The organism is Aminipila butyrica (assembly GCF_010669305.1).
In the GTDB taxonomy this organism is placed as follows: domain Bacteria; phylum Bacillota; class Clostridia; order Peptostreptococcales; family Anaerovoracaceae; genus Aminipila; species Aminipila butyrica.
Genome location: NZ_CP048649.1, coordinates 443,679 through 464,654 on the forward strand (window position 1 = coordinate 443,679; position 20,976 = coordinate 464,654).

General features: G+C 37.1%; 16 protein-coding genes. 13 read left to right on the top strand and 3 right to left on the bottom strand.

What is annotated here, in order from left to right:
• From rfbA to galE, 11 genes are all read left to right on the top strand, one after another.
• Positions 1-873 carry a glucose-1-phosphate thymidylyltransferase RfbA gene (gene rfbA / locus Ami103574_RS02045; RefSeq protein WP_163065086.1) on the top strand — a complete coding sequence of 291 codons (873 nt, stop codon included), beginning with the start codon at positions 1-3 and terminating at the stop codon, positions 871-873.
• 86 nt (positions 874-959) lie between these two features.
• Entirely contained in the window at positions 960-2,051 is a 1,092-nt protein-coding gene (locus Ami103574_RS02050; protein WP_163065087.1) for a DegT/DnrJ/EryC1/StrS family aminotransferase, read from the top strand.
• Between the two features lie 17 nt (positions 2,052-2,068).
• A complete protein-coding gene (locus tag Ami103574_RS02055) occupies positions 2,069-2,833 on the top strand; it encodes an acyltransferase (protein ID WP_163065088.1) in 765 nt (254 codons plus the stop codon).
• Positions 2,834-2,877: 44 nt separating this feature from the next.
• Positions 2,878-3,543, top strand: coding sequence for an acylneuraminate cytidylyltransferase family protein (locus Ami103574_RS02060; RefSeq protein ID WP_163065089.1), 666 nt, complete (start codon positions 2,878-2,880; stop codon positions 3,541-3,543).
• Position 3,544: 1 nt separating this feature from the next.
• Positions 3,545-5,209 carry a hypothetical protein gene (locus Ami103574_RS02065; protein WP_163065090.1) on the top strand — a complete coding sequence of 555 codons (1,665 nt, stop codon included), beginning with the start codon at positions 3,545-3,547 and terminating at the stop codon, positions 5,207-5,209.
• A gap of 38 nt (positions 5,210-5,247) precedes the next feature.
• Positions 5,248-6,789, top strand: coding sequence for a radical SAM protein (locus Ami103574_RS02070; RefSeq protein ID WP_163065091.1), 1,542 nt, complete (start codon positions 5,248-5,250; stop codon positions 6,787-6,789).
• Entirely contained in the window at positions 6,776-7,945 is a 1,170-nt protein-coding gene (locus tag Ami103574_RS02075) for a glycosyltransferase (protein ID WP_163065092.1), read from the top strand. Before Ami103574_RS02070 ends, Ami103574_RS02075 begins: the two co-directional genes overlap by 14 nt.
• A gap of 25 nt (positions 7,946-7,970) precedes the next feature.
• Positions 7,971-10,670 (top strand): glycosyltransferase, encoded by a 2,700-nt coding sequence (locus tag Ami103574_RS02080; RefSeq protein WP_163065093.1) that lies wholly within the window; start codon positions 7,971-7,973, stop codon positions 10,668-10,670.
• A gap of 195 nt (positions 10,671-10,865) precedes the next feature.
• Complete coding sequence (locus Ami103574_RS02085) at positions 10,866-11,105, top strand: DUF1653 domain-containing protein (RefSeq protein WP_163065094.1); 240 nt, start codon at positions 10,866-10,868, stop codon at positions 11,103-11,105.
• Between the two features lie 62 nt (positions 11,106-11,167).
• Positions 11,168-12,508, top strand: a complete 1,341-nt coding sequence (locus tag Ami103574_RS02090) for a hypothetical protein (RefSeq protein ID WP_163065095.1) — start codon at positions 11,168-11,170, stop codon at positions 12,506-12,508.
• 23 nt (positions 12,509-12,531) lie between these two features.
• Entirely contained in the window at positions 12,532-13,581 is a 1,050-nt protein-coding gene (galE, locus tag Ami103574_RS02095; RefSeq protein ID WP_163065096.1) for a UDP-glucose 4-epimerase GalE, read from the top strand.
• Between the two features lie 113 nt (positions 13,582-13,694).
• On the opposite strand, the gene Ami103574_RS02100 is transcribed toward galE, so the two are convergent.
• The 3 genes from Ami103574_RS02100 to Ami103574_RS02110 form a co-directional block, all read right to left on the bottom strand.
• Positions 13,695-14,780, bottom strand: a complete 1,086-nt coding sequence (locus Ami103574_RS02100) for a nucleoid-associated protein (protein WP_163065097.1) — start codon at positions 14,778-14,780, stop codon at positions 13,695-13,697.
• A 129-nt stretch (positions 14,781-14,909) separates the two neighbouring features.
• Positions 14,910-17,987, bottom strand: coding sequence for an O-antigen ligase family protein (locus Ami103574_RS02105; RefSeq protein ID WP_163065098.1), 3,078 nt, complete (start codon positions 17,985-17,987; stop codon positions 14,910-14,912).
• Between the two features lie 32 nt (positions 17,988-18,019).
• On the bottom strand, positions 18,020-19,399 hold the full coding sequence (locus Ami103574_RS02110; RefSeq protein ID WP_163065099.1) for an undecaprenyl-phosphate glucose phosphotransferase: 1,380 nt from the start codon (positions 19,397-19,399) through the stop codon (positions 18,020-18,022).
• Between the two features lie 298 nt (positions 19,400-19,697).
• Between Ami103574_RS02110 and Ami103574_RS02115 the strand changes: the two genes are divergently transcribed.
• Positions 19,698-20,759: a stalk domain-containing protein gene (locus Ami103574_RS02115; protein ID WP_163065100.1), complete on the top strand. Its 1,062-nt coding sequence runs from the start codon at positions 19,698-19,700 to the stop codon at positions 20,757-20,759.
• Positions 20,759-20,938, top strand: a complete 180-nt coding sequence (locus Ami103574_RS02120) for a hypothetical protein (RefSeq protein WP_163065101.1) — start codon at positions 20,759-20,761, stop codon at positions 20,936-20,938. The genes Ami103574_RS02115 and Ami103574_RS02120 overlap by 1 nt, the downstream gene beginning before the upstream one ends.
• Positions 20,939-20,976 lie beyond the last annotated feature (38 nt).

The following is a 20,976-nucleotide window of genomic DNA, read 5'->3' on the forward strand; positions in this document are numbered from 1 at the left end:
ATGAAAGGGATTATATTAGCAGGTGGGTCAGGAACAAGGTTATATCCACTAACTCTAGTAACTTCCAAACAATTATTGCCAATATACGATAAGCCGATGATATATTATCCATTATCAACTCTTATGCTAGCAGGAATAAGGGATATTCTTATTATTTCTACACCCGAAGACTTACCTAATTTTGAAAGATTATTGGGAGACGGGAAACAATTAGGATTAACTTTATCTTATAAAGAGCAACCTTCTCCAGATGGATTAGCCCAGGCGTTTATTATTGGTGAAGACTTCATAGGAAAAGATAGTTGTGCTATGATTTTAGGAGATAATATATTTTATGGTGCTGGATTAGTGGCAAATCTTAAAAAAGCAATGAATTTAAGTAGTGGTGCAGTAGTGTTCGGATATTATGTAGATGATCCTTCAAGATTTGGAGTTGTGGAGTTTGAAAAGAATGGAAAAGTAAAAAGGCTAGAAGAAAAACCAGAACATCCCAAGTCAAATTATGCAGTGACAGGATTATATTTTTATGATAATACAGTTGTTAGTAAAGCGAGACAGTTATCTCCTTCTATGAGAGGAGAGTTAGAAATAACTGATTTAAATAAGTTATATCTTCAAGAAGATAAGCTAGAGGTAATAACGCTAGGTAGAGGATTCGCTTGGCTAGATACGGGAACTGTAGATTCTATGAATGAGGCCTCAGAATTTGTTCGAGTTATTGAAAACAGGCAAGGAATTAAGATTGCTTCTATAGAAGAGATTGCTTACAGAAATCAATGGATATCAATGGATGTATTGAAAAATGCTATAGACAAATATGGAAAATCATCGTATTCAAAACATCTAACTAATGTTCTTAGTGGAAGGCTTTAATTAATTATTAAGAGACTATAATTTTTAGTTAATTCTATATTTAATAAACAAGTAAAAGAATAGGCTATTTTGAAAGGGAGATAAAAATGAAGATTCCATTCGCTACAGTTGAATACATTCATAAAGAATTAAAAGAAAGTCTTGAAGAAGCATATAAAGAAGTCTTTTCAAGTAATTGGTTCATTCAAGGTGAGGCCTGCAGAAAATTTGAAACAAACTTTGCGCAATTCTGTGGGGCTAAGTACTGCATTGGATGTGGCAATGGCTTAGACGCGATTACGATAGTATTAAGAGCGATGGGAATTGGTGTAGGTGATGAAGTAATTGTGCCATCCTTTACTTTTATAGCCACAGCAATAGCTGTTACTTATGCAGGAGCAAAGCCTATTTTTGTAGAAATAGATGAGGATACAGCATTATTAAATCCGGAATTAATAGAAAGAAATATTACTAGAAACACTAAAGCTATCATTGCAGTACATTTATATGGACAGCCTGCACAAATGGATATGATTTGTCAGATAGCAAAAAAATACAATCTTAAAGTTATTGAAGATGCAGCTCAAGCACATGGAGCTTTTTATCATGATAAGAGAGTTGGCACATTAGGAGACGCCGCTACATTTAGTTTTTATCCAGGGAAAAACCTAGGAGCTTTAGGTGATGGTGGTTGTATTACTACTAATGATGCTGTTATAGCAGAAAAAGCCAGGGCTATTGGAAATTATGGGGCAGATATAAAGTATCACCATGAGTATATGGGCTTTAATTCTAGATTAGATGAGATACAGAGTGCATTTTTGGATATAAAATTAAACAGTCTTGATAGATGGAATAATGAAAGAAAAGAATTGGCGCGCAAATATTTAGACGGGATAAATAATGAAAAAATTTATTTACCTATAGTTAATAACGGCGATCATATTTGGCACCTATTTGTAATTAAATGCGAAAAAAGAAATGAATTAAAACGGTATTTAGAAAATTTAGATATAGAAACCAATATTCACTATCCCATTCCAATGCATTTACAGGGGGCATTTAAACAGTTTGAATATGTTAAAGGAGACTTTCCAATAGCTGAGAAATTATCCGATACAGTATTAAGTTTACCTATGTATAATGGAATGAAAGAAGCGGAAATAGAATTTATAATAAAATCTATTAATAACTTTTAACAAGGGGATTTTATATTATGAGTGAAAATATGAGAGTTTCAGAAAAAGCTTATATTGGCAAAAATACGATTATAAAAGAAGGGGTAATTATTGAAGAAAATGCGATGATTGGCTCAAACTGTTATATTGACTATGGAGCAATTATTAAGGAGAATGTTACTATTGGTGACAATTGTTTTGTTGGATCAAACTGTGTTTTAGGAGAGTACTTAAGCGATTTCTTCGAAAAATTTATTAATAATAAGCATGAATTGTATATTGGAGATAATGCTAAAATAAGAAGCGGTACAATTATTTATGGAGAAACTTCCATTGGAATAAATTTTCAAACTGGACATAATGCAACAATACGTGAAAATACTCAGATTGGCGATAACGTCAGTATAGGAACACTGAGTGACATTCAAGGATTTTCTGAAATTGGAAATTTTGTTAGGGTTCATAGTAATGTTCATATTTGCCAGTTTAGTAAAATTAAAGACTATGTTTGGATTTTTCCCTATACAGTATTTACAAATGATAAATTACCTCCGTCAGATAATTTAAAGGGAGTTACAGTTGAAGAAGGGGCTGTCATTTGTACAAAATCAATAATTTTGCCAGATATATTAATCGGAAAAGAGGCGTTTATAGGTGCAGGCACGCTTGTAACTAAAGATGTCCCTGATGATTGCATATACTTAGGATATCCAGGTAAGATAAAAGGAAAGACATCTGAAATTCAGGATAAGGAAACCGGGCAAATTTTGTATCCTTGGAGAAATAGATATAAAAGATTGTAAGCAAAATGGTTTGCAAACAAAATGCAGGGTAGTGAGGTAAAAAGATGAAGGATGTAGTAGCATTGTTACCAATAAAGCTTAATTCAGAAAGAGTAAAAGGAAAAAATTTCCGAAATTTATGCGGTAGACCTTTGTATCAGTGGATATTAGAAACTCTACTTTCATGTAATAATGTTAAAAAGATTGTAGTGAATACTGATAGTCTAGAATTAATAGACAATTTAAATAAATCTTATCCTCAAATAAAAACAATATTGAGACCAGAATTTTTAAGGGGCGACAATGTTTCTATGAATAAGATCATAGAATATGATTTATCAGTATGTTTAGATGAAGAATTTTTTATTCAGACGCATACAACGAATCCTTTAATATCAGGTGAAACTATCGATTTGGCAATTGAAAGATTCTTTGAGAATTTAAATAAAAATGACTCGCTATTTTCTGTAAATCGTATACAATCAAGGACTTATTGGGGCAATGGAAAAGGGATTAATCACACGTTAGGTGAATTAAAACGTACACAAGACTTAGAACCAATTTTTGAAGAAAACTCAAATTTGTTTATTTTTTCAAGGCAATCTTTTTTAAATAGCCGAAGTAGAGTAGGTACAATGCCTATACTATATGAAACTCCTAAAAATGAATCATTTGAAATAGATGAAGAGGAAGATTTTGCTTTGATAGAACAATTAGTTAGGGGAAAATAAAATGCGTGAAGAGTTTAGGATTTTAGATTGTACCATTAGAGATGGGGGTTATATTAATAATTGGAATTTTTCCATTAAAGATGTTAAAAATATGTGCAAAGCCTTAGATTTAGCCGGAGTAGACATTTTTGAAATCGGTTTTCTAAATAATAAAGATGGATTGCCAATATGGAGGAACTGTGATAAGCAATCGGTTAAATCTATTAGAGAGGTACGACATAACATTAAAATTTCGGCAATGTTAGAAGTTGGAACTGTAGGTATGCAATTAGCCCTCCCAAATGAAACCGGTATTGACATTTTAAGAATTGCACTTAACAAAGACAAAGTATCTTGCTGCTTCGATCAAATAAAAAGATATAAAGATTTGGGTTATGAAGTGTTTATACAGTTGATGGGGATTACGTCATATACTTATGAAGACTTAATAGATGTTATAAAGAAATTAGATGATTTAAGTGTAGATTGCATAAATATTGGAGATAGTTATGGGGCGCTAATTCCTGAAAAGACTCATGAGATTATTTCTTTAATGAAAAGAACGGTTAAGGCTAAAGTAGGATTGCACGCACACAATAATATGCAATTAGGTATGGCGAATGCTTTAGCAGCAATAGAAGCAGGTGCGAATATTATTGATGGAAGTTTATACGGAATGGGTAGAGGCGGAGGAAACATCCCTACAGAATTATTAGTATCATACTTTCAGAAAATATACAATGAGAGATTCAATGTATTACCCTTGTTAGAATTTATAGATCGAACAATGTTAACCTGGTATCAACAACCTAACTGGGGCTACTCATTACCTAGTTTAATATCCGGAGTATATGAGTGTCATCCATATTATACAAGTAAATTAATTGAAAAAAGAGAGTTTACAATAGACCAAATTTTGAAAACCGCAAAGATTGTTAGCGAAAGAAATGTGACAGGGTTTTCAGAGAATTTACTTGAGGGCATAATTGAAAAAATTTTAATTCAAAAAACAGAATCTGGACATATGACTTTAGCCCAGTTTATTTCTGAAAATACAGGAAAAGTTAAATATTTAAATCGACATGATGGTAAGGACTTTTTAATTTTAGGAAATGGGCCATCAATTAAAGAATATTATAATGAAATCGAAATATTTATTAAACAAAAAAATCCAATTATTTTAGGAGCAAATAACTTAGGGAAAAATTTCATCCCTCATTATCACGCATTCAATAATCAACGCCGATTTGAAGCATATAGAGATAATGTAGATAAAAGAAGCATTTTATTATTAGGTCCAAGTATCCAACTAGATCAGATCACTTGGGATTATGAAAGAATATTTTGTTATAATTCATTCTTAAATGATGTAGATATAATTGAAGGAATAGTAACATCTAATTGTAGAAGTATATCAGCTTTATTAATAGCTGTGGCTATATCCATGGGGGCAAATAAGATATATCTTGCAGGTATGGACGGATACTCTGAAGAGTTAATAAAAAATGGACATACCATGTTTTATGAGGAAGATGAAAGTACTAAGTTAGAGGACACACAAGAGAAACATAAAAGTAATGGAAGGTTCTTGAATCAGTTGGATAACCTTTTATACAATAAAAATGGGAATAGACTATCATTCATAACACCTACTACATATAAAATTCCTTCAATGCATAAAGTATAGAGATAAAATTGCTAAAAAAATAAGGAAGGTTAGAAGATATGGAGATTGATGATTTCTTAAAAGAAAATAGAGAATATATAATTAGGGAATGTGCATCAGGAGTTAAAGGAGACTGCATTTTACCTGTGAGCACGATTTGTATTGCCCTTACAAATAGATGTAACCTACATTGTATAATGTGTCAATATTGTTCTAAGGAGTATTCAAATAAAACTTATAATAATGAAGAACCATTTAGTATTACAATTGACCAATATAAAGAATTATTTACTAAAGAACTAGTTGAAAGAATGTACAGTGAAGGTGATGCAAGATCTATTGATGGCGGGTTACCTTCTGTCTTATTTACTCATGGAGAGTCCTTTTTAAATAAAGATATTCATGGTATTATTTTACATACAAGGCGGATAATGCCGATTGGCTATATTCAGATTACAACTAATGGAACTATTTCTCCATATGCAATAGAAGGTGGAGAAGACTTATTGAAACATGTGAATATAATTTGCTTCTCAATTGATGGATGTACAAAAGAAACTTTTGAAGAAATTAGAACACCAGCTAATTTTGAAACGGTTTTACAAAATCTGAAAGATTGGACAAGTATCTCTAAGAAACTTAATAGAAAAAAACCATTTAGGATTGCTATCGTTTTATCAAAGAAGAATATTCATGAATTACCGGGAATAGTTAAAATGGCTGCCGAATTAGGCAGTTTTGAATCTATCTATATTCAGCCATTGCTAGTAAATCAAAAGCATAGTCATTTAGAGTCAATGAAATTAGAATATATTGAAAAGAATCTATTAATTGGAGCTATTAGTGAAGCACAAAATATTGCTTCAAGAGAAGGGATACGGTTAGATTTCGCAGTCTCACCAGATATTCTAATTTCACAAGCAAACAATTCTATTGAACAGAAGCCAAATTATAATAATTACATGCAGTATTGCTCATATTTTAGAAATGGCTTCATAGAAATAAATCCAGATGGAGCAATCAGGGAAATATGTTGTAATATGACGCCAGAAGATAATGCTTATTTGATGGATAAATATAACCTTAGTAATAATGACTATGGTTTTGATGCATATAACTCAATAGGATATTGGCAACTAAGACAAGATTTAATCAATGGGAAATTAGAAAAATATTGTAGGAATTGTCAACTTGGTTATTATGATGGATTAAAGTACACACAAAATCATTATAAGTACCATCTTGAAGATAAGAAGGAATTGTCTAGTAAGATAATTACATTGAGGAAGCTGCTTTTAAAACAAGAAAATGAGAATAAACTAAGCAAGGATTCTATAGGTAATTTAAAGAATACTAACGCTGAGTTGCAAAAAATACTTAAGCAAGAAGAACAAGAGAAAACTATGTATTTAAGCTGCATGGAGAGTTTAGAGAAAAGAGTTAAGCAATTAGAGAATGAAAAAATACAATTAATAGGAAAGAATAAAAGTTTGGAAGAACAAATCTATTTAATTTTTAATTCATTTTCATGGAAGATTACTGAGCCACTCCGTATTATAAAAAAAGCTTATAAAAATAGGAGGAAGCATGGAAACAAATAATAAACCGTTGGTATCAGCTTTAATTGTCGCATATAATAGCGGTGATTTAATATTTGAAACCATTGATTCCGTTCTAATGCAAGATTATCCTAATATAGAACTGATAATCAGTGATGATGCTTCTAAAAAAGGTTTCGATAAACAAGAAATAGAGGAGTATATTAAAAAAAATCGACAAAGAAACATTAAAAATTACAAGGTTTTTAAAAACACTGAAAATCTAGGCACGGTTAAGCATTTAGAAAATATGAGAGAAGTGGCAAAGGGTGAATTTGATATTTCGATTGCTGGTGATGATGTATGGATAGACAATACTGTTTTTTCAGACTTTATAAATCGATTTATTGAATTAGGAGATGCTGCAGAGTTTATAGTATCACAGGTACAAATGTGCGATGAAAAATTAGAAAAAATTATTTCAAACTTCATACCTGATGATGAAATTGAAATAATAAAAAAAGGCAATCAAAGTCAATTGTTAAATATTAGTATATATCACTGTATTCTTCCTGGATTAGGCTCAGCATTTAGATCTACATTTCATAATAAAATAGGTAAATTGTCAGATCAGTATAAGCTAATTGAAGATTGGACAACCCATATAAGAGCTTTAAAAAGAGGTATTCCAGTATTTTATCTTGATAGGGTTACTGCGAAACATAGGGATGGTGGCGTTAGCCATGGGAATTCAAGAAATTGTTCTGATACTTATTTTGATTACTGTAGGGATTTATTGGTACTTTTTGAAAATGAAATTATGCCTAATTCGCATGATTTCGACGAAAATGCTTTTGAAAAAGCACTATCAAATCATGAATTTCGGAAAGAAAAATATATAGAAGAGTTTAATGCTTATAAAAGATATTCATCTAAAAAAGAAAAAAAAATTCTTGGAATCTCAAAATGGAAAATTCAAGAGTATTTAAAGAATAAGTTAACAAAATTTTGCAATCTGAATGAAATTAAAAAAAATCTTATATGCAATGCCATTTTATTTATTGCGGTAAATTCTATTAGTTTTAAAAATAATACTTTAATGCCAAATTTTATAAATTATTTTATTTTTATATGCAGTATGTTTATGTTTTTTTTGTTAAATTTACAAATTTTATGCAAATTTATTATATTGTTAAATAAAATTAAAAAGCTGAAATAGAAAATAAAAAAGAGGTATACTGGCTGTGAACAATGAAGATTTAGTAAGTGTAATTATAGTAAGTTATAATAGTGAAAATACTATTATGCAAACACTAGAAAGTATAAAAAGTCAAACTTATAATAAAGTTGAATTAATAATTACAGATGATGCTTCCTCTGATAATACTGTAGAATTATGTAAACAATGGATAGCCAATAATCAACAAAGATTTATTCAATGTGAATTAATAGTATCAAAGGAAAATTGTGGAGTCGCAGGAAATTGTAATAGAGGTATAGAGAAAGCATTAGGAGAATATATCAAATTAATTGCTGCAGATGATATTTTAATAAATAATTATTTAGAAGATATGATAAATGGCATGGGTGATCATGATATTGCTTTCTGCTATGAATATTTATTTTGTGAATCAGAAGAATTAGAGAAAGATGTTAAATATCTAAAGGTTGCCCCAGAGAGTTTAGAAACATATCGTTTATCTTATAAAGAATTATATAAAAAGCAATTGGTAAGGAATGATTTTAATGCCCCTACAGCGTTAATTCGAAGCCGTGTATTTAAAAGTATTGGAGGGTATGATGAAAATTATCCATTTATGGAAGACTTACCTTTTTGGCTTAAATGTGTTAAAACAAAGCAAAAAATTTGCTTTGTAGAAATTTATGGTGTATTTTATCGCAGAAGTATGAAAAGTATTTCTAGAGGCGTTTCAGAATTTGGAATAGATGTTGAAAATGAAAAGCAAAAAAAATTCAAAAGTGATTACGATAGATTTTTAAAATTAAGAAAAAAGGAAATGTTTAAGCATGGTATGATAAAACAATATTATTTAACCTTTGGAGATGAGATCTATAGAGATTTTAAACTTAAGCATCCTGAGAAAAAAATTATAAAGCTGATTCTTTGGTTATTTACACCATTTATAAAGCATGATTTTCTTTCTCGATTCTTAGATAACTATTTTATTCAAAATCAAGAAAGATTAAATAAAAAATATACAGTTTTACAAAATTATATTGAACAGAAAAAAGAGTATTATATAAAAAAGAATGACTATTTTAGAGATTTTAAAAAGCAACAAATGAATTTAATAAAAAAACAAAAAATGAAATGTAGATATATGAAATTAGAACAACAAGATACTGTATTATATAATGATTTAAAAAAGAACTATAAAAAGAATAAAAATGAGTTAAGGAGAAATTTCCGTAAGCAAAAGTATGAAATAAAAAAACAGAATATTAAAGTAACTTTCTTAGGCTGGATAATATTAAAATGGGAAGTTATTATTAGAAGATATTATATAATATTACTTGAACAAAAAATTTCTCCATTTATATGTAAGTTATTTCTTTTGCTTTCGCCTATATCAATTTATCATTATATAAAACATTCTATAAATAATTTTAATAACTGTGTTTTTAAATCTATAAGATCTGAGGATAAAACTATTAATTTTGATATTTTAGAGATAAAATATCGTACTGCACCATCCTTTAAAGGTCAGATAAAAATAAAAAATGAATGGGAGTATCTTCTTAAAAGGGAATTAGCGTTACAAAAAAAATATCTTAATCATAAAACAAAAGGCCCCATTAAAATTGTATTTGTAATTCATCTCCTAGCAACCATTTCTGCAGTAGAGACTATATTTATAGCAATGGAAAAGGATAAAAAATTTAAGCCTATCATATTAATTGTTCCTGGTTTACAACCAGGAATGGAAAGCAATTATTATTATAATGACGGCCTAATAGAATATATACAGGAAAAAGGATACAATTATGCATTAGGTTATGAAAAAGGAAATTGGCATAGTATTTTTGAGTTTGATCCAGATGGTGTTTTTTTTCAAACGCCGTATGAGAGTCAACGGCATCCAATATACTCATATTCTAATGTGAAAGCATTCCCTAAGATTATGTATACGCCGTATGGACCTTGGGTGATGGATAAAAGTGTAGATGATTATATTTCTTGTGGAATAGATAAGAATTTTTTTAATACTTGTTGGAAGATGTTTGCAGACTCTCTTACAATAGAGATAATGCAATATGCAGCACCAGAATATCTTTCAAAGTGTATATTAACAGGTACACCTAAAGTAGATTATGTTTGGAAAACAAGTGGAATAGTGGATACATATTGTTGGAAAAATGTCAAAGGTAAAAAGATAATCTGGCTTCCACGTTGGGGAATTGAAGAAGATAGAACATCCTTTTTAGATTACTATAGATATTTCCTAAACATCATAGAGACGAAAGATATAAATTTTGTAATGAGACCACATCCACTACTATGGAAGGATCTGAAACAAAGCCAAGTCATGTCAGAAAAAGAAATAGAGAATATCATTAACCAATATGATAGGGAAAACTCGTTCATAGATGATGGTTGTTATGATTATAGAGAAGGATTGCTAAGCTGCGATTTTATAATTGCAGATTTTACTTCTGTAATATATGAATATATACCAACAATGAAGCCCATAGTTTATACCCCTAAGGATAATACATTAATAAATCCCCTAATAATGGATGTTTGTTATGTTGTCAGAAATGGTAATGAGATGAAATCTGTAATTGATGATTTATTGTTAGGAAAAGATCCAATGAGAGAAAAAAGGAAGAGACTAATTAATCAATTGAATTATTTCCCGAATGGCAAAAGTAATGGGGAAGATATTATGGAATATATAAAAACTAATATAGCAAATAATTAATAGAGATTCATACTATGAAGTTATCTTGAAACAATTTAGAGAGTTAAGTGCCATGGCAGAAGAAAAGGAAGAAAAATAGGGAACCAATAAGAGTTGTAGCAGCAAGTGTGAATAGAAATCATTGATTTCATTATTCACACTTTTTTCATTGTGTGGTAAACTTTAAGGAAAGAAAAGATTTCGGGAGGTTGGATATTGGTCAGAGAGATTATAGCCAAAAGGCCCTACAGGCATTTTAAGGGCAGGCTTTACTATGTCCACGATATCGTCATGCACACGGAAACCAGGGAATGGATGGTGTCCTATCAGGCCTTGTATGAGCCTTATGGCATGTTCGTCCGCCCACTTGCTATGTTTGCAGAGGAAATAGAATCAAATCGACCAGATAACGTGACAAAACAGATATATCGGTTTGAACTGTTTAAGGGCATGTGAAAAATTTGCTATAGCAGAATATCCGATGAAGGATGTGACAGTTATTCACTCAGGGGGGGAATATGAGAAGAAAAGAAATGGGAAAGCTATTTGTTCTGGCGTTTATCTGCATAACGTTACTGACCACTACAGGGATAGGGGTTGACGGGGGGATCCCGGTATTGTCTCAGGCGGAAAATACTCAGCTGACAGCTCTGTTAGGAGATTTGGATGGGGAGGCGCCGAGAACGGTTAGAGATCAGGTGGGCGCCTTATTGCACCAGGTCCAGCAGCTAGCTCAAGCCCGGGAAGCCGAAGGTAACTACGAAATGTCGGAAGAAGAAACGACTATCTGGAAAAAGATCACGGCCCAGCTGGATGCGGAAACCATCCGGCAGTTTGGGGAATATACGGATGATGAACCAGAAGAGAAGGCCGAAGTGGATTATGGAAAAACCACTATGTCCAACCTGAAAGGGACTCTTTCCAGAACAGACTGGAATGCGCTGAATACTCTGCGGGAGGATTATTTTAAGGCGGTAGAGGAAGACGATGAAGCCTACGACGTGGATGTAGAGGCAGAAATGAAATCTATTATCACCAAATATAAACGGCTGGATGCAGATGCGGTAGTGCTGAACCTGTTAGATGATAAAAATCAGAAGAACCAGGGGCTTTTTTACATAACCGCTAATCAGCAGGCCGTATACCAAGAGGGCTGGAAGAATGGTTTAGATACGCTGACATGGAAGGAGCAGAAGAAGCTGGCGGAAAGTTGGCAGCAGGTGACGGCCATTCTGCCTAAAGACTGGTTTGCGCCTTTTCAGTATTTTAAAGTAGGCGGAGATGGGGTGGATGGTACTTATGCGTATGTAATTCCAGTGGATGATCGGGGTGAGCGGTGGTGTATGGCGGTGGACCCAGCGGATATCACCGAAGATGGATTGTTCCCTTATACGGTTGTCCATGAAATGTGTCATTACTGGACCTTAAACGAAAAGCAGGTAGAGTACCTGGGAGACCAAGTGGCCTATTATCCGGCGGAAAGGTATAGCGACTGGGAATGTGTGGCCAAGGAGGATTCATACTTACAGGCCTTTTATCAGGCATTCTGGCAGGATATTATCAATGATTGGGCGACAGACCCGGAAAATCTGTATTTTTACGACCGCCACCAGTCTGAATTTGTTACGGGCTACGCATCCACAAACTGTGCGGAGGACCTAGCGGAAAGCTTTAGCGCTTATGTATTTCTAAAATCGGCGGATACGCCGGAGGTGCAGGCAAAGCTAGATTTTTTTGATAGCTATCCGGAGCTGAGACAAAAGAAAAAGGAAATCTTAAAGATGGTAAAAGAAAATAAGGTTTATGTTAATCCACAGATTGAACCGTATGAGGATAAGCACTTTGCAGAAGAGATATAAGTAGAAGATAGGGGAATAGGTATATGAACATTTTAGTCACCGGTGGAGCGGGGTATATAGGCAGTCACATTGCCTGGGAACTGCAGCAAAAAGGTTATTCGGTGGTGATATACGATAATTTGTCCACGGGACATAGCTGGGCAGCTAAAAATTGTGAATTGGTAATAGGCGATTTATTTGATGTCAAGCGGATGGAAACAGTATTGGAAGAATACGCTATTGATGGAGTTATCCACTTTGCTGCCAGTTCGCTGGTAGGCGAATCTGTTCGCAACCCAGCAAAATATTACGAAAACAATGTGCTGGGCAGCAAGCGGCTGCTAGATGCTATGAGGAGTAAAGGAGTGGATAAGTTGGTTTTTTCCTCCAGCTGTGCTACCTACGGATTGCCCACACGGATTCCCATTACCGAAAGCGAATTGCAGCAACCCATTAACACCTACGGATGGACGAAACTCATCATTGAGCAACTGATGAGGGATTACGGAAACGCCTACGGATTGCAGAGCATCGCCCTGCGGTATTTTAATGCGGCTGGTGCAGCCTACGAAGCCGGATTAGGCGAATCACACCAGCCGGAAACCCATGTCATTCCGCTACTGCTGGAAGCTGCCGCCAGAAAGCGAGAGCACTTCTCCCTGTTTGGGCAGGATTACCCTACAGAAGATGGAAGCTGCATTCGAGATTACATTCACGTAAAAGATCTGGCTCAGGCTCACATACTGGCACTGGAAAAGCTTATAGCCCAAGAAGAGGAGATAAAAACAACCAATGCCCCTAATTCAGGCAGTTTTGACTGTTTTAATTTGGGAACTGGAAGCGGGGTGTCCGTTCTGGAACTGATTCGTACTGTGGAATCGGTAACTGGCAGTAAGGTACCGATTGAAATTGGCCCAAGGAGGCTAGGAGATCCACCGATATTGGTAGCGGATAACAGCAAAGCGGTTCAAATACTGGGCTGGAAGCCAATTTATTCAGAGATACAAAACATTGTGGAAAGTGCCTATAAATGGGAAACGATTAAAGCCTTTTGGGCAGGGGATACAAATCAAATCAGTAATCGGATTTTCTAGGATACTTCTATTTCACGGAAAAATCTGCAACAAATCATAGTAAATATATCAAGACATACAAAAAGAGCCACAGATGTTTCTTCAGCACCATCTGTAAGGCTCTTTTTTTCTTTCTAGCGGAGGTTCACCGACTTGATGAGTATTGACATGGTTCCGTCCGTATTCATAATAAATTCAATGTTTTTTTGGTTCTCCAGATAGTCTACCGGAAGGCTGATTTCGATACCAGTATCTGTGGTGATTTTTTGTTTTCGAGCAACGTTTTTTTCAATTTCTGAAGTTACTTCAAAGGCTCGAGTGGATAAACCTTTTTGAGCTACTTCTTCTCGGTATCGCTGCTGGGCAGAAAGATTGCCATCAAATACAGAGTTGGTAATCCGGTCAATTTCTACAATGCTGCTTTCGTCCACACAGGTTTTTAGCTCCGTTTTCAGTTGGGAAATCTTCAAAGGGTCTTCTCCGTAATATTCCTTGATAACTTTTTCTGCTGCTTTTTCCACGATTTTAACTTTTGTCTTAGGGGAGAGGTCGGTGCCTATATGAAAAATTTCTTTGGACAGATAAAATTCTTTGGCACCGTTGATCTCGTATTTCCTCTCCTTAATCAGTACGCTGAGATCATCTAGGCGAATAAAGACAAATTCATCCAGCTTTTGGTTCTCATTAGCAATCGTGGCATTTTGTTGGATAATGCCCGTCTCCTTTTCCTCATCCACCATGGCGAAGTGGTGGATGTAAGACTGCTTGTAATTGAACTTCAGCAGGCCAAAATAAATGCCGTTGTCATATTTAAAGTGGCAAACCAGCAAATCGGCCGGTGGAATGTTGGGATTGGACAGAGCCAGTTGGAATATTTTTTGTGCCAGCTGTTGAGAGGCCTGGATAAAGTTTTGGGGTTCCAGGTTCTGGAGGGCAGTTTGAAAGGCTTTTGTGTCGAAGGGGTCTACCTCAGAGTTTGAAGAGGCTTCGCTACCCACATTTCCTTCTGAAACTTCCTCCCATGGCAGGTCCTCTGCCAGAGCGACCTGTTGGAATCCCCCCTTTTTAATGTCTCCGTCTTCCATAGCCCGCAGGATATGGGTTTTCAGAAATTCATCCGCTTGAGGACTGAAAGCCATAAGCCGGTCAGCCAGCACTGGTGTGTCAATACTGGTATCCAATATATGTAAAATGGCTTTATCTATTATAATATCGTTCATCTGATTTTACCTCCTGATGATGGGGATCAAAAGAAAAATACGGATGAGAAGCTCTCATCCGTATTGAGCCCTTCGGCTAATCAATTTGAGGCCTAAAGGCTGATTTACATTTTTATAGCACCAAGTTTCTTATTTCTTTAAGGTCATAGCGGTCATTTCCCCTCCAGATGGGAAAGTAAGTGTGATTTTCTCTGTACTGGCAGCCGTCGATTGAATCCCTTTTTCTTTGTCGGCAGTTGCAGCCCCTTTTAATGTTACCTGGATAAAAGCTCCGTCGCCATCGTATTGAACGGCCAGAGGTTGGCCGTCCAGTGCAGCAACGATATTCTGAGGAGCAGGACTACCGTTAATACCAGTCAGGCCAGACAGGCGGAGGGTATATTCCCCGCCTTTAACGCAGTACACGTTCAAGTCCATGGACGTATTTGATGAGGCTTTCATGCTGCCATCAAAGCCGCTTCCAGAAGGCGCCTGTTTCTCTTCAGTATTTACCGCCGAGGCCCCCCAGGATGTTTGGCCGGATAGGATGGAGATGTTATCTGGAATCTGATCGTTGTTCACGTCCACAGCAAAAGCTGAATCAAAAATAGTATTGGAGAACACATCGATGGCTTGGAGAAGGCCGGACTTATCCAGCTGTTCAATACCTAGCAGCTTGCCTATAAAGGCAGTATTGCCAGCATCCAGCATGGCATCATCCAGATAGGCCGCATTTCTTGCCTGCAAATCCCTATAATAGCCTAATAATCCGTCAATATAGTACTCCTTGTTCTTAAACAGATGAAGAATTATCGGCATTGGGTTGTCGCGATTAGGGTTCACAGCAGTGTCAAAAATCTCAAAAAGTCGATTCCAGGTTTCAGGAGACGCCTTGCCATCATGAGCAGCGATAGAAGCCGTCTCAAAGAGCTTATCATCTTGTCCCGTATTAAAATAGAATGGTAACAGATAATTGAGAACTACGTCCGGACTGTCGGTCAATTCCTCTGCATATTTGTTGGCCTGAACCATATTTTCTTGCAGGCCATAGGTGCTGGCCGTGACAATATAAGATGTTTTGTAATCGTCCCCCTCGAACTTGTCTAATTTGGACAGAGTGGCTATTTGATTTATAGTAGCATTTCCAGTGGAGGCCTTGTAATAAGCATATAGATTTAAGCTCAACAGCAGGCCCATGAGTAGGGATAAAGAGAAAATGCTGGCCCGGACGGCCATGGTGTATTTGTGTGCTGGGTGACTGGCAGAGGTTGCAGGATTAAAGCCTTTCGATGCGTAGTCCTCTAGAGGGTCCCAACTTTCTTTGCCAGAGGGTGATGTGAATTCCACAGTATCTAATGCAGCATTTTTAATTGAATGTGTCGTTATCTCCTGGCTTACTTCACCAAAGTTCTTGGAATTAACCACAATCGTCAGAGCTAGCAAGGAGAAGGCTGTAATCAGGAAAGTACCCATGGACCAGGTCAAGTCAGTGGCTGCTTGGCCAAACATCTGCAAAAGGCAGGCTGCCAGAACTGGCAAAGCAAAACTTCCTACATTCTGGTATTCTGATTTCTTGCTTACCTTTAGCAATTTGATGACAAAGAGCACGGAAAGAATCAGGATGGATAGAAAGAAGGCAAAGCCTATGATCCCCAAATCACAGAGAGTCTGGATATAGTGATTGTGCACGTAGTTGGTTTCGTAGTAAAAGTTTTGCACAGAGGCAATGCCTACTTCAAAGCCGCTGAGACCGTGACCGATGATAGGGCTTTGACGGAATAGCTTGAAGCCGTCCTCAAAAAATACCATACGTTGGATAGAGTTTTCGTTAGCTCCTAAATCCTGAATTCGGTTGGCTGCAATAGCTGGGAGCAATTTATAATTTAGCTTGACGGAACCGAATTCTCCCGCAGTGGGTTTCGTTCCGCTAACTGGTGCAGGGCCATAGGTAACTTGCTCCAGTAGGCTGCCGCTGGCGGCTCCTGTAAAGTACAGCTTAACAATCCGAGAATCTTCTGGAACAGTAAAAGCAGCATTTTCTAGAGGCCCGTTGTAGAGTTGCGTGGAAGAATGAAGCTTTAACTGCGTCTTGTTTTGGGTGACAATACGGACCGAAGCAGCTGTCTCGGAAGAAGGCTGATTGGCTGAGCTGGTTGTGGCAGTTAACTCATAGGACCCAGCATTCAGATAGGCAGCACGCATGACGGTCTCACTGGATGCCAGACTCAGCGGCCCAGTTACGTTTAAGGCCGCGATTAGGTACACCACCAGAAGCCCCAGTACAGCTGTACCAGTGATGAAAGTGCTTTTGCTGTGAGCGGTTAACCTTTGGGTCATGGCCTGGCGGATGAACTGGTCGACAAACCAAAGGACCACAGCATTCAATACCAGAGCCACCAGAGGCAGCAATGGAGTACTACCCAGGGTTATCAAGGAGATACCAGCAAAGAATAAGGTAACTAAACCGGTTTCCGCCATAAGAAGGAAGAGGGACAGCCGTTCTCCTTTCTTGCTGACAGCAATCATCAACAGGCAGGCTAGGAAGAATATGAACAAGGAGCCTAAGCTGAAGAGCAACAAATAAGGCAAAGAGTTCCACGCTAAAAGTGCTGTGGCAAAAGCTTTTTCTTTTTTTGACTGGCTGACCATGACTAAAGACAAGGACAAGAAGACTCCCAGAGCCATGAGCCCGGCAAAGGTGTTGGCATTGCCAAAAATACCGGTAATACGAATACCGTCCTCAAAGACACCCCAATTCTGCATGTTGCTGGTGAACAGACTCATGAAGGCTTTGAAAGCCCCAGCTAGCGGACCATTGGAGGCTGCATCCACGGAAATGATGCCGAAGAAGGCGGTAGATGTGGCCAGTAGCTTCCAGACCGTTTTTACACCTTTTTTCGTAGCAGGAGTCCATACTAGCACGGTGAGGAACACGGCAGCAGCCACGACCAGCTTGGTAAATTCGAACAAGGCTGCCTTGGTTACATCAGCATAAAAGATAGACAGGCCACTCCAGATTACATAGCCGAAGATGGCTATGTACAGTGGGGTAGTATAGATTGTCCACATCGATTTAAATTTAGGTATGCCCATCCATATAAGGATAATCACAAGAGCGGCCAAAGCCGCCCATTTCTGGACCAGTAGGTCAAAAGAACCCATCAGAGCAGTGGCAAATATCAGAACAATGCCAAAGACTATAGGTAAAAAAGTTGCTTTTTTTGTCATGTTATTTTTCCTCCTATTTTGTTTTCATTAATCTATAATTTCTCCCCATTGACCATACCTTTGAATAAGGTCAGGAATAAAATTCGTATATCAAAGAGCAAATCCCAATTTTCTATGTAATAGATGTCATGCTCGATGCGTTTCTCGATGGATGTATCTCCTCGAAATCCGTTGATCTGAGCCCAGCCGGTAATGCCGGGGCGGACCTGATGCTTGACCATGTAGAGGGGGATTTTTTCTTTAAATTGTTCCACGAAAAAAGGCCGTTCCGGTCTAGGGCCTACCAGGCTCATGTCCCCCTTCAGTACGTTGAAAAATTGAGGGAGCTCATCAATAGAAAATTTGCGGATAAAGGAGCCAAACTTGGTTTTACGTGGGTCATCCAAGGTGGTCCACTTGATGCCTTCCAATCCATTGACCCGCATGGAACGGAATTTGTACATGGTAAAGGTCTTTTTATTCAGCCCGATGCGCTCCTGTGTGAAGATAATCGGACCCGGCGATGAAAGTTTGGTGCCCAAGGCTGCTATCAACATGAGAGGAGAGGACAGCAGGATGAGAACCAGAGAACCGGTTATATCCAGCAATCGCTTGGCCATGGCGTTCAGCAGGTTGTCCAGCGGAATGCGCCGCATATTAATCAGGGGGATTCCATCAATCTCATCCATGTAGGGGTTAGAAGGCATGTATTTAGAATAGAAAGGAATGACGCAAAGCTTGGTGCCAGATTTTTCACAGCTGGCGATGATGCTGGGGAGCAGATGAAATTCGTCGGCTTCCAGAGCTACCACCACTTCATCAGCATTGAACAGGTCCAGTGTCTCGTAGATCTGCTGGTAATTGCCTAGGTAACGCAGATTTTTCAGACTTTTGTGTGCAGACATGTATCCTAAGATTGAAAAGCCTAGAGACTTATTTTTGTAGACTGCATGGAGATAATCCTGCGCTAGAGTACCGTCTCCGATAAGGATGACATGCTTGATATTGTAGCCCTTCTGTCGGTAACTCTTGAGGATGTTTCGCATGATATAGCGCTTGGCCGCCGTACCGCTAACGTTGAGGACAAAGAATAGAACCAGAGTCCACCGAGACAGATCGATTTTCTTGAAGATGAACAGGCAGGTTAGCAGGATGATGATGCCCAGCAGGTTTCCTTTGATAATTAGCCCTAATTCCTCAGAGAAGTCTTTTCGACGAAAGGATTCATACAGGCCAAAGCCCGTGTAGATCAGCAAATATAAAGGAATGACGACCAAGCCCAAGCTGATGTAGGTGCTTCCTCCCATGTGGTTGGTAGCCCCTTGAAATACCAAGAACCGCAACCCATAGGCCAAGCTCATAGCTAAAAGGATGACCACCCCATCTGTAAGCAAGTTTAATTGATTGAGTATTCGTTGATTTTCTTTAATCATGATAACATGTCCATTTCTAATCCATATATTGATTATAGCGTAACTAATTTACTCTTTACATTATCTAATCTCAATCACATAGTATAACATATGTAAACTTCTTTGTGGTAGCAAAAACAGCGTATTAAGGGCAAAAAACCATAAAAACAAAGACAACTCTTTAAATAAAAGGAAGGACTATGAAAAAAGTTCATTTTTTGTTTTGCTTTTCACCCATAAAATGGTATACTAAATAATAATACAGTTTTTTAAGTAGCATCTTTAACCGACTGGTAATGTTCATTGGGGAGAACGAAGCATGAATAGGAATAAGAGGATTATAGGGATTTTAATAACGTTGTCTTTGGTATGGGGAATACCGGGGGCGGTTTTCGCCGATACTGGAACTGGAACTCCTGGAAAATTTGCGGACAGCAAAGCCATTGCTTATGTGAAGCCGGAGTTTGCCGTGCAGATGGATCAGAAGTGGCTGATTTTTAAAGATGCCAATGGACAGCGGGTATACCCCATCGTCTACAACGGCAATACATATTTACCGGTACGGGCCATTTCTGCCTTGATGGATGAAGAAATTAGGTGGGATAATTATAGTAAGACGGTATACATCGGCAAGACTTTAAACAATCCCAACAAGTCCAAGGCCAAGAGAAGCGATGAGAATAAGGAGGCTGCTCAAGGAGTGGACAGGGATAGTTATGTAAAGCCCACTTGGAAATCTGCCCAGGTGACAGTTAGCCTACGGTCTGACATCACCATCATGTATGATTTTGAAGTACAAAAGTTTACGGATATCAGTGGAAACCGCATGTATCCGATTTTATATCAGGAGAGTACCTATTTGCCAGTGCGCTCTATTGCTCAGCTCATGGGTAAGGTCATCTCCTGGGATAATGTAGAAAAGACTGTCCTTATTGGAAGTCTCCAGGAAGAACCGGATAGTCAGGACAGTGAAAAAATACAGACAATCTATACGAAATCTTTAAAAGCAGAATTTGAAAGTGCCATTGAGCTTTATGATCAGGCTAATGCTAAAATTGTGGAGCTACAAAAAACCACTGACGGAGCTATGAAAGCGATGTTGGTTGCCTCTATCAGCGCCGATGTGAAAGATGCTGAAAAGCAGACTATCACTATTAATAATATGAAGAAGAGCAGGATGATGGAAGATGAGGTGGCTGCACAGAAGGCGTTGTACGAGTTTGCTCAAATTTCAGAAAATTATTTGCTAGTATTGGAGAATATTGCCTATTTGTCAGTTTCAGGAAAAGATTATTCTGTGCTGACCGATACTTTTGTGAATTTCGCTATGGATTCACAGCTGAAAATGAATGCTGCCCGAAAGCTCATTGAAGGACTTTGATGGATTCAGTGGGGCAGGCAGCAGATCTTCAGAGATATGGAACAAGAGAGCCGTCTACCTTAAAACGGTTTGCAGACGGGGCGGGTTTTTCAATCCGTCCTGTTTTTATTGCGCACTTGACCGCTTTTGAAAAGCAGACGGAAATTTCCATTTCTCCAAAAGACGGTTTGCATGTATAATACTAAGTGATATCATATCTGCCCGGGAACTCCAGGCG